The following is an 11,861-nucleotide window of genomic DNA, read 5'->3' as shown; positions in this document are numbered from 1 at the left end:
TATAACTTAATAGTTTAATATAAAATTGTATAAAACTTTCTGAAAACGAATTACATATTATTACATTCTTTTTACAAAGTTTTACACATCCATTTATATTGTAACAAAAATTCCAATGATTAGAAATATGACATTATGTCTTTTAAGATAGATTTAAGGAAAGATTATAGTAATATAAGAAAAGCTATCCAAAATGATAATTGGATAGCTTTTCAAACAAAATATTACGCCGCTTTAGGCGCTTTGCTTTCATGTCCACGTTGAACGATGAACAAGAAGATCGTTGATAAAATAGCACCTGTTAATAGTAAGATGAAGCAACCATCCCAGCCAGAACGATCAACAATAACACCGATTGCTGCGTTTGCTACAAGACTTCCGCCTACGTAACCGAACAGACCACACATACCAACTGTCGTACCTACTGCAAATTTCGGTACTAATTCCATCGCACTTAAACCGATTAAGAACTGTGGTACATAAATTAAACAACCGATAATAGAAACTGCAATACTTACAACAAGTATGCTAGTTGCTTGCCAATATACAAACGTACCAATAACAACTCCGACCATACTAATGATACATAATGGCATACGTTTTCCTTTAAATAATTTATCACTTAAAAGACCAACGATTAATGAACTTGGAATTGCCATACCTTCAAAGATTGCGTACGCCGCATGTGCTTCATTTTTTGAGAAACCTTTAACTGTCGTTAAATAAAGTGGAACCCAGTTAATAACGCCGAAACGAATTAAATAAACGAATGCATTTGCAATACATAAGAACCATACAAATTTATTTTTCACTACATACTTCATTAAAATTTCTTTTGGTGACATCTTGTTAGCATGATCTGCTTTTTCAAGATTTTCATAGTCATTACGATACTCATCAATTGGAGGAAGACCTTCTGATTCCGGTGTATCCTTCGCATTAATCCAAACAAGAACTGCAATTACCATTGCGATAATCGCTGGGAAAATAAACACACCGCCTTGCCAATGATTTTCACCAAAAATACCTACACCAATTCCGACAAGTGGTGGTACAAGCATTCCACCAACGTTATGTGAAATATTCCAAAGACCTGTTTTCGTACCACGTTCTTTCTTTGAAAACCATTTCGTCATAACGATACTACAAGGAGGTGCACCCATACCTTGTACAATACCGTTCACAACAAGTAATGTAACAATCATCCCAAATGAAGATGCAAAACCGAAGCAAATATTTACAAGCCCTGATAAAAATAAACCGACCGCGATAAAGCGCTGGGCGAAAGCTTTATCTGATAAATTCCCCATAAAGAACTTACTAAATCCATAAACAATTGCCATTACTGAACCTAGTAGACCAATTTGAGCTGTACTAAAACCATATTCTTGTACTAAATACGTACTTGATAACGTAAAGTTACTACGAACTAAATAATAAGCAGCATATCCAACTGAAATTCCGATTAACACACGAATACGTAGTAATCGATATACACGGTCGATCATATCCGCAGGCAATCTTTCAATTGCAGGTGCTGGCTTGAGCCATTTAAACATATTCTTTCGTCTCCTTTTCTCACTTCTGAGAGAGACGTTGTCTATTCCAGATCTCGATTATTCCGCTATTTGATATATGTTGGTTCGTTCTTCTAACCGGCTGTCCTTCTATTTCTTTCTCGTTCTTCGCAAACATCGTTGGCACGCCAAACGAAACCTTTTCTAAAATGTGACCCGCTTCTTCTGATAAACAATAATCAATAAATAAATCCGCAATAATACCGTTCGGTGCACGTTTTAGTTTCGAAATCGCATTAACAGATAGCCCTGTTTGCTCAGGTACGATACTTACAACTGGAAAGCCTTGTTTTTGAAGCATTCTCTGATCTCCCATGAAATTGATGCCTATCATATACTCACCACTCGCAACAAGCTCTACTGGCATGTAACCATTCACTGTTACTTCACCAACTTGCCCTGCAAAGTTCTTAACATATTCTTTCGCTTCCTCTTCACCTACAGTATCAATAAGTGATTGAAAAAACGTATAGGCTGTTCCTGAAACATTTGGATCTGGCATAACAATCTTTCCCTTATATACTGGATTTAATAAATCTTGCCACCTTGATGGATAAGGAAGTCCGAGCGGTGCTAATTCTTCGTTCCACCGCTCTTTATTGATCGCAATTGCCAGCTTCTCTACTTCATAACCGTACCAATAACCGTCTTTATCTTTCACAGTTTTTGAAATACGGTTCGCATGCTGACTCGTAACAGGAATAGATAGATTTTTTTGCTTCATCATTTGATGCGCGTCTACCGTACCGCCAATAATAATATCCGCTTTCGGATTTCCAGCTTCCTCTTCTACCCTGCGAAGAAGCTCTTCTGTCGAAAGACGAATAAATTCATACGTACAGCCGCGTGGTTTACAAAATGATGAAAGCAACGCTTCCCCAACTTCCTCGCGAGCCGCTACATACGCAACAAGATGACGATCATTCAAAATAGGGAGACCACTTTTATTATATTTAATAGAGGTTGTATCTCGAGAGCAACTAGACATCGCTCCTCCAATTACTAGCAAAAAGAAGAAAAAGGCTATCTTTCTCATGACACATTCTCCTTTACAAATACATTTGCGAGGGAGCTTTTCATATACATGACATTCCCATTATTATCACCGAGATATTGCACAACAAAATACGATGGATACACAGAAATAGTAAGAATGTCTTCACGATCATTCTTTATACGCTTACCTGTTTTATAAGCGGTAATATAAGCGATCGGTTCATTCTGTGATTGTAATAACTTCTGAATTTCTCCGTAATCTGTAATTTGCTTTGCGTACCGAATCGAATCAAGTATGTGCGTAACATTCACCGCACGTTCCACACCACCTTGGCGTACTATGACATCCTGTGCTGACGCAAAAAAATCATGAATACGTTCTGGTGTGTAATACAGGCTTAACAAATACGTTTGCAATGCTGAAATCATTGGATCCGTACCATTCTTTCCGTACATATCAGCCCCGTACTGGAACAAGTCACCTACTGCAAAAGTACGCTTCTGTCCATTCAAGTACGTTACTTCTCCAGTAAATACTTGTTCTTGATTCTTAGCTTCACTCGGATTGATTTGAATTCGGTCAAAGAATGAAACAATCGTATGCAAACGAACTTCATCCGTTATAACAATTTCTCCCCACTTTTCATGCCTAACCTTCATTTCAGTAGGCAGGGATTCATTCACTCTTTGTAAAACAGCTTGTTTGTCATTCACGATTGTGATCCGATTATATATTTGCTTCTCCATCACATAAAACAAAATAAGAGAAACGATTATACAAAGGACAAACATAAGAATTTGAAATGATAGCCTTTTCATTTCTGCCTACCTCCAAGATAAAAAAACGTTGTTTCGAAAATACCGCATAATTGTTTCATAAATGTATCATTTAACCGCTTTCAAGTTTTTTATGTCTTCCATCCGTCTCGGAAGCAAGAATGTGATAAATATGGTAGTACCAACCTCTTCACTACTCTCAATCCGCATACTTCCGCCCTGCTTATTCATAATCTCCTGACAAATATACAAACCATACCCATTCCCGTAACTAGAAGAAAGTACCTTCCCTTCTGGCGATTCATTCCACTCTGCCAGCACACCTTCATCTATACCAATGCCATCATCATGAACAAACACCTTCGCCTCACGTTCATTTACAATGACATTCATACGAATTTGCGTAGCATCGCTATATTTTATCGTATTATCTAGCACATTTAAGAAGATCTGTTTCGTCTTATCGAAATCGGCAACAACATATACATCTGTTAACTCATTGATAACTTCAATCTCAAACTTCTGCAGACGAGGTTTCACGATTGAAACTGCTTCTTCGGCTAATTCCTTTATATTCACAACTGTAGGTGATATTTCAAACGTACTCGTCCCGTACTTTGAAGACTTAAGTAATTCCTCTACAAGTGATAATAAACGCTCACTTTCTACAGCTACATAGCGCAAGCTCTCCTGTACATCTTCCTTCTCCTTTAACTTCGGAATTAAATCCACATAGCCAATAATCGCCGTTAGCGGTGTTTTTAGCTCATGCGTAATACGGTCTAAGAAATCTTTCTGCTTCTCTTTCTCTTCCTTCAATTGCTTAATATGTAGTTCAATCCCATCAGCCATCGCATTAAAAGACGCTGAAAGCTGCGCAATTTCCACATATTCATTTAGCTCAATCTTACTTTTATAATCACCATTCGCAAGCCGGTGCGCCATTTGTCTTAACTGATCAATCGGCTTATGAAGAGACTTCGCCAAACGAATTGCAAAGAAAATACCTGCAGCTACGAGGCAAAGAGACGTCATTAAAAACGTCCAACCAACATTTGTTAACACTTCCTTCTCACCCGTTAACTCATTTATAAAACGAACACTACCAATGACATCGTTTCCATAATAAACCGGGCTTGAAAACAAAAGAATTGGAGCTGGGTCTCCCTCTTCAAACACATAAGATTTCTTCCCCTTCAAAGAACTCTCAATATCAATATTCCGATGAAGAAGCGCTCCCTTTTGCGTATCCGCCACAACATCCCCATTCTTCCCGATCATCTGTACACGGACATCCATGCGCTTTGCTAAATACGAAGCAATTAAAAGTGAATTCGGACCGAGCGTCTCTACCTCTGCTTCCTTCTCTAAATAATTCATCGTATAAATTTGTGCTTCTACACTTAACTTTTCTAAAGAATTTGCCGCGTTATGATACATATTCTTTTCTAACGTAATATAAACAACTGCGTACAAAAGAACAAATATCGGGATTAATAATCCAACGATTCCAAACACCATATTTCTTTTTAAAGACATACCATCACCACTTAACAATCCAGTTTATAACCAACGCCATAAATTGTCTTAATATATTCCCCGCTATTCCCTAACTTCTTCCGCAGTCTTTGCACCATAATATCAACCGCTCTCGTATTTCCGATATACTCAAATCCCCATACTTTCTCAAGTAACTCATCTCTCATAAATACACGCTGCGGATTGGAAACAAACAACTGACATAAATTAAACTCTCGGTACGTTAACTGAATCTCTTGCCCACTCACATGCACTTTTCTTTCCTTAGGACAAATCGTTATCTCTCCCGCCCCGATTACTTCATGGCTTACCGTTACCTCCTTCTTCTTCACGCGCCGCGTCATATTCTTGACCCGAAGAATAAGCTCCGCATAATTAAATGGCTTCGTCACATAATCATCTGCACCAAGCTGCAAGCCAAGCAATTTATCATTCATCTGACTCTTCGCAGTTAACATGAGAACTGGAATATCCCGATCCTTCTCCCGGAACAAACGAAGCAACTCATACCCATCTGTATCTGGAAGCATAACATCCAAAATCAAAACATCCGGCCCTTCATTCCATCTCTCTAAAGCTTCTCTCCCGTCAGCCGCCGTAAGCACTTCATATCCTTCCATCTCAAGCTGCATCCGAATCAAATTACGAATACTCGATTCATCATCCACTACAAGTATTTTCATCATTCTCCTCCTTCCATCCTGTATTATAGTACAGTTTAGTATAGCAAAAATCATACAAAAAAAGAGAGGGTATTGTCGAACATATTTTGTCGACGATACTCTCTCCTGTTATATTTCATCTCTTATACGCTCGCAATAATAAATTCAGCACGTCCTACCACTCTATATTCCCCAAAATCGCTTGGTAATATGAGATGATCTCCTTGCTCCAATTGATACCTTTCAGTACCGTGTATTAGCTTGCCTTCTCCATCTATTACACTTAAAAGAAGAAATGGATTTTTTTGCGTTAAGTTAACCACTCCATCTAATTCCCATTTTTCTACTGAAAAATAAGGACATTCACTAAATTTTCTTACATATAAATCTTCTATTTTTTCATATTGAACAGATTGTTGCTTTGAAACAAATGGTGTCTCTATTACTTCCATACTTTTCTCCAGATGGAGTTCACGCAGTTTCCCCTCTGAATCTCTTCTATTATAATCATATAACCGATAAGTAGTATCAGAGTTTTGTTGCGTTTCTAATATTAAAATACCTTCACCAATTGCATGAATAGTCCCACTTGGAACAAAGAAGAAATCACCTGGTTTCACTTTTACACGTTGTAATAGCTTGTGCCACTCTTCTTGTTCAACCAAATTTACTAGTTCATCCTTTGTTTTTGCATGATGTCCATAAATAATCTCAGCACCTTCTTTGCAATCGATGACATACCAACATTCAGTCTTTCCTAGCTCACCATTTTCATTTATACGTGCATATTCATCATTCGGATGTACTTGAACAGATAAATCGCGATTTGCATCTAAAATTTTTGTAAGAAGAGGGAATCGATCTCCCTCAATATTCCCAAATAACTCTCTATGATTGTTCCACAATTGTCCCAAAGACAAGCCTTTATACTTTCCATTTTTAACTACACTTTGTCCATTTTGATGCGCAGCAAACGCCCAACATTCTCCCGTTTGTTCTGATGGTATTTCATATCCGAAAGAGGTTAATTTCGTACCACCCCAAATTCTTTCTTTAAAAATGGGTGCAAAAAATAACGGTTCTGTCATGATTAAAATCCTCCATTTTATACGATGTCATCTAATAACTTATGTGCTTCTTCTCTCGTTTGGACAGATATTAATCTCTCTCTATAACTATCATCCATAAGTTTTCTTGAAAGCATTTGAAGAATCTTCAAGTGCTCATTTCCTTCACTCTCTTTCGGAACTGCAATCATAAATATTAATTTTGCATCCGTTCCATCTAAACTCTTCCAATCTACCCCTGATTGTTTAATTCCAAATACAACACTTGGTTTTTTTACTGCATCTGACTTCCCATGAGGAATCGCAATGTTCATTCCAATGCCTGTACTACTCTCTGCTTCACGACTCATAATTGCTTGCTTAAACTCAGAATCAGAATGTAAAGCACCTACGGCATTTAATTTCCCAATCATTTCATCAATAATATCATCACGTGTCTCTCCCGCTAAATTAACATCAATTAGCTCCAGACTTGTTATATCTGTTAACTTCTGAATTTCAATCTTTTCAGCTTTCTGTTCTATTTCTTGTTCTTGAGCTTCCGTTACTTCCTTAGTTGCTGACACTTCTTTCATTTCTTTTAATTCCTGTGTTTCTTCAATCTTTGAAATATCTTTCTTTAATACATTCACAATAACCGCTGTAACAATAGAACCTGCAATAATAGCAACAAAGAACATAAATACGTTATCTACCGCTCCTAGTACCGCAACGATAGGTCCACCATGTGCTACTCTACCTCCTACGTTACCAATCATTGCAATAACAGCACCTGTCATCGAACCAGCCATAATACTAGGAATAACACGTAATGGATCCTGTGCTGCAAAAGGAATAGCTCCTTCTGTAATACCGAATAAGCCCATCGTAAATGAAGCTTTCCCCATTTCCTTTTCAGACTCTTGGAACTTTCTCTTTCCTATAAATGTAGCAAGTCCCATTCCAATTGGCGGAATACAAATCGCCGCTGCAATCGGTCCCATAATTTCATAATTTCCTTCTCCAATCATTGCAGAACCAAATAAGAATGCTACTTTATTTACTGGACCACCCATATCAAATGAAATCATTGCACCTAAGATTAATGCTAAAAGAATTGAACTTGACCCTTGCATACCAGCTAACCAAGCTGTTAATGATTCAAATACTTGTGCTACAGGAGCACCGATAATAAATACAAATGCTAAACCAACAATAAGTGATGTAAATACCGGAATAATAATAATCGGCATAATTGGTTGAATCGCTTTTGGCACTTTTAACTTTTTAATTCCTAACGCAACATAACCAGCTAAGAAACCTGCAATAATGCCGCCTAGGAAACCTGCGCCACTCTCACTACCATAAAAACTTCCCGTTGCTGCAATATATCCGCCAATCATACCAGGAACAAGCCCAGGTTTATCAGCTATACTGTACGCAATATAGCCAGCTAAAATTGGCACCATAAATGCAAATGAAGCGCCACCTATTTGCTCAATTGTTTTCCAAAAAGAACCTTCTGGTATTACTAAACCACCAGGAGTTTTCTCACCACCAAGTGTTAATGCAATTGCAATTAATAATCCTCCTACAACAATGAAAGGAACCATGAATGATACACCATTCATCAAATGACGGTATATAGGGTTTTGCTTTTTCCCTTGTGGGTCATCTCCTGCCTCTTTCACATCTGAATGATAAACAGGAACATTACCATCTACTACTTTTTGAATCAGTTCCTCTGGTTTACGTATACCATCTTTAACTCCTACGACTAATAACCTTTTACCTATGAATCTATCTTTATTTACGGCACGATCTGCAGCTATAATGATGCCATCTGCTTCACGAATCTCCTGCTCAGTAAGTTCATTTTCAACACCTATACCTCCTTGTGTTTCAACTTTCATTTGAATTCCTAATTTATCCGCTGCTTTTTGCAAGTTTTCTGCAGCCATATACGTATGGGCAATCCCATTCGGACACGATGTAATCGCTAGTACTTTCATTTTAATCCTCCTCACCCTTATGTAAGCGCCTACAAATAATATATATCAATATTCGATTCATAAAAGTTTTCTTTTTTACCGTAACCTCCGGAAAAAACATTATTTTACCGGAGCAAATAAAAAAGTAAGGCTTCTCGCCTTACCTATTCATATCTTAAATAAGATAAAAACTTCATTATATTTGTTTCCTTTATAAGCTTCTGAACAAAAACAGGTTGTTCACTTATAAAAGACAACTCATGAAATAACTGTTTCGTAACTTCCTTACCATCACTCTTAACTGCTAACATAAATACGAGCGATACTTTCTCTACTCCCCAGTCCAAAGGCTCCTTCAGCGTAGCCACTGCAATTGCGGATTGTTTAATTAGCTTAGGACTCCCATGCGGGATTGCAACTCCTGCCCCAATTGTCGTTGCTGACATTCTATCTCTAGCAATCGCATTTTCAATGTATTCTTTCTCTACATATCCCTTTTCATAAAGAGATCTCGCTAATTTTTCAATTAATTCGTAGCGATGTTCTACTTCTTGTTGTAAAAAGACTAAAAAAGGAGTTGTGTAGTTCAATAATACAAAGTCCTTATTGCCGTTAGACGGTAGTTCATCTAATTTCTTCATAAATTCCTCTAACTTACTTTCTTCACTCCGCTCTAATAAAGGAGATACAACAAAATGAGGGATATTTAACTGCGGAAGATCTGTCGTAGAAATAATAAGCTCTACCTTTTTATTTTTCATTAAGTATTCTTCTAAATAGGACTTTGCGATACAATCCAGCACATGGATATAGCGGAATTTCCTTTCGATTTTCGTCCGTAATAATTGCGACATCCCTATCCCCATATGACAAACAATAATTACATTTTTTGATACCTTTTTATCACTCAAACGCTCCATTGCCGCCTGAAAATGCAAAGTAAGATAGGCTGCTTCTTCCTCAGGGATTTGTAGATTTAATGATTTATTAATATCATCCAGCTCATGAATTAACATATCAAACATATACGGATACATTCGCTTAATTTCATGAAGCATCGGATTTGAAACAGAAAGATTATATTGCAAACGATTTAATGTCGTGTACAAGTGCATCTGTAATCCCTCTAGTAAAAATGGATCCTCCCCGAAATCGATTTCATTCAATTTAGATATACGACCTATTAAATGCGATACAACTTGTGAAAGCACAGGATTACTCACATTTAACTTATTTCTTTCCCATTCATCTTGATAACGAAATTTCCCGCCTAAAATATGAATGGCTAAATAAGCTATCTCTTCTTCAGTGAAATGAACCGTAAATACAAACTCTAATCTTGTTAAAAAATCTAATGTCCAACCATACTCTTTCGTCTCTCGCACAATCTTTAAATCATCATTAGACATCGAAATTGGTTGTTTTAACTTCATCCTCCGCACCATGATTAACGTATGTAATAAAAGATTTTCTAACGTATCATCTGTAAAAAATATATCATACCTTTTTTGTAACGCTTTCAATTCCGTCATTATAAATTCAATTTCATGATACAAAAATTGCTTTTTAATAAATTGATTCATTAATTCACGATTATGAATTAAATCTGATAGTTTAGCTAATGCCTTCCTCTTACTTCTCTCATCGCTCTCTACCGTTAATCCTATCCTTTGCTTTACAACCAAATCTAACCCTAGTTCCTCAAGCCACGTCTCAATTCTATCTAAATCTTTCTTAACCGTAGCTCTATTAACAAAATACTGCTCAGCAAGCTCCTGCACTGTAACTGGTTTAACATTCATCAACAAGCTATACGCAATTTGCAACACTCTCTCCTCATCTGATGCATAGCCTATATCCTGTTTTACAGCATACAGTTTATTGAACAAACTCGACTTATCATAATCCGTAATTTCTAAACAAACACCTAAACCCGGTCTCCGAATAAGAACTGCCTCTGAATACTTCTCTACATATTCCTCAATGATCTTAAAGTCATTACGAATCGTCTTCTCTGAACAACCAATCCTATCAGCAAGCTCCTGCACTAACAAATACTCATTAGACTCAGATAATAAAACTTGTAAAATTTCCTGTTGCCTTTTATTCATCTGCTTCACCTGTTTCTTCTATCCTTTGCACCCAATATGTTACTAACTTAGTGCATTTATCATAACATATTAGTGGATTTCTGAATTAGGGGATTTTATTGTTTGGAATTTGTTCATAAAAAAGAGTTCGATAACATAATCGAACTCTTCTAAAATTTATTATAAACGATTCATAACATCTTCTTTAATAATAAGTAACTTTTGTTCACTATTTTGTAAAGAATTATCTTGAACACCGAAGTAGAACTTAATCTTCGGTTCAGTTCCAGATGGACGTAGGCAGAACCAAGAACCATCTTCTAATTGATATTTTATCACATTTGATTTCGGCAAGTGAATCTCTTCTTTATGTCCATCTTGTAAAGATGTAATCATGCTCGCTTTATAGTCTTCAACTGCTACAACTGTTAAGCCCGCTACTTCTTTCGGAGGATTTTCACGGAATGTTGCCATCATTTCTTGAATTTGTTCCGCTCCATCTTTTCCTTTTAGCGTTAACGATACAAGATCTTCACGGAAGAAACCGTACTTCTCAAACACTTCTAATAGACCATCGTATAACGTTTTACCTTGTGATTTGTAGTACGCAGCTACTTCACATGCAAATAGAACAGATTGTACCGCATCTTTATCACGGCAGAATGGACGGATTAAATAACCATAGCTTTCCTCATAACCGAATTGGAATTCGTATTGTCCGCTTTCTTCATACTGTTTAATTTTCTCACCGATAAATTTAAATCCAGTTAACGTATCAACTGTATCTAAACCGTATGCTTTCGCGATTGTACGACCAATTTCAGACGTTACGATTGTTTTTAATACAACACCGTTCTCTGGTAGCGTTCCGTTTTCTTTCTTTTGAGATAATAAGTAATCAAGCATTAATGCACCTGTTTGGTTACCAGTTAATACTTGGAACTCACCATCGTGATTACGAACTGCTACACCAAGGCGGTCTGCGTCAGGATCCGTTGCGATTAACACATCTGCGCCTACCTTCTCACCTTCACGAATTGCATATTCAAATGCTGCATGCTCTTCTGGGTTTGGTGATTTTACTGTAGAGAAGTTCGGATCTGGTAACTCTTGCTCTTTTACAACTGTTACATCTGTAAATCCAACTTCTTCTAAACCACGGCGTACAGAAATATTTGATGTT

General features: G+C 37.0%; 9 protein-coding genes. All 9 read right to left on the bottom strand.

Annotation, left to right across the window (positions count from 1 at the left end; genetic code table 11):
• Positions 1–224: 224 nt before the first annotated feature.
• Positions 225–1,559 carry an MFS transporter gene (gene pgtP, locus MR083_RS14530; protein WP_000477605.1) on the bottom strand — a complete coding sequence of 445 codons (1,335 nt, stop codon included), beginning with the start codon at positions 1,557–1,559 and terminating at the stop codon, positions 225–227.
• 19 nt (positions 1,560–1,578) lie between these two features.
• Positions 1,579–2,613, bottom strand: a complete 1,035-nt coding sequence (locus MR083_RS14525) for an ABC transporter substrate-binding protein (protein WP_001225632.1) — start codon at positions 2,611–2,613, stop codon at positions 1,579–1,581.
• Entirely contained in the window at positions 2,610–3,392 is a 783-nt protein-coding gene (locus MR083_RS14520; RefSeq protein ID WP_000826630.1) for a DUF3919 family protein, read from the bottom strand. Before MR083_RS14520 ends, MR083_RS14525 begins: the two co-directional genes overlap by 4 nt.
• A 66-nt stretch (positions 3,393–3,458) precedes the next feature.
• Positions 3,459–4,889: a HAMP domain-containing sensor histidine kinase gene (locus tag MR083_RS14515; RefSeq protein WP_000054051.1), complete on the bottom strand. Its 1,431-nt coding sequence runs from the start codon at positions 4,887–4,889 to the stop codon at positions 3,459–3,461.
• Positions 4,890–4,900: 11 nt separating this feature from the next.
• Entirely contained in the window at positions 4,901–5,572 is a 672-nt protein-coding gene (locus MR083_RS14510; protein ID WP_000699577.1) for a response regulator transcription factor, read from the bottom strand.
• 122 nt (positions 5,573–5,694) lie between these two features.
• Positions 5,695–6,639 (bottom strand): mannose-6-phosphate isomerase, class I, encoded by a 945-nt coding sequence (gene manA, locus MR083_RS14505; RefSeq protein ID WP_242269494.1) that lies wholly within the window; start codon positions 6,637–6,639, stop codon positions 5,695–5,697.
• A gap of 17 nt (positions 6,640–6,656) precedes the next feature.
• Positions 6,657–8,609 (bottom strand): PTS fructose transporter subunit IIABC, encoded by a 1,953-nt coding sequence (locus MR083_RS14500; RefSeq protein WP_242269493.1) that lies wholly within the window; start codon positions 8,607–8,609, stop codon positions 6,657–6,659.
• A 143-nt stretch (positions 8,610–8,752) separates the two neighbouring features.
• Positions 8,753–10,699, bottom strand: a complete 1,947-nt coding sequence (locus tag MR083_RS14495; RefSeq protein ID WP_242269492.1) for a BglG family transcription antiterminator — start codon at positions 10,697–10,699, stop codon at positions 8,753–8,755.
• A 159-nt stretch (positions 10,700–10,858) separates the two neighbouring features.
• A partial coding sequence (locus MR083_RS14490) for a phospho-sugar mutase (RefSeq protein WP_242269491.1) occupies positions 10,859–11,861 on the bottom strand: 1,003 nt, incomplete at its 5' end.

Origin of the sequence: Bacillus cereus group sp. BfR-BA-01408 (assembly GCF_022663305.1) — a bacterium.
Lineage (GTDB): Bacteria > Bacillota > Bacilli > Bacillales > Bacillaceae_G > Bacillus_A > Bacillus_A pacificus.
This window is presented reverse-complemented; position numbering and strand designations above follow the sequence as displayed.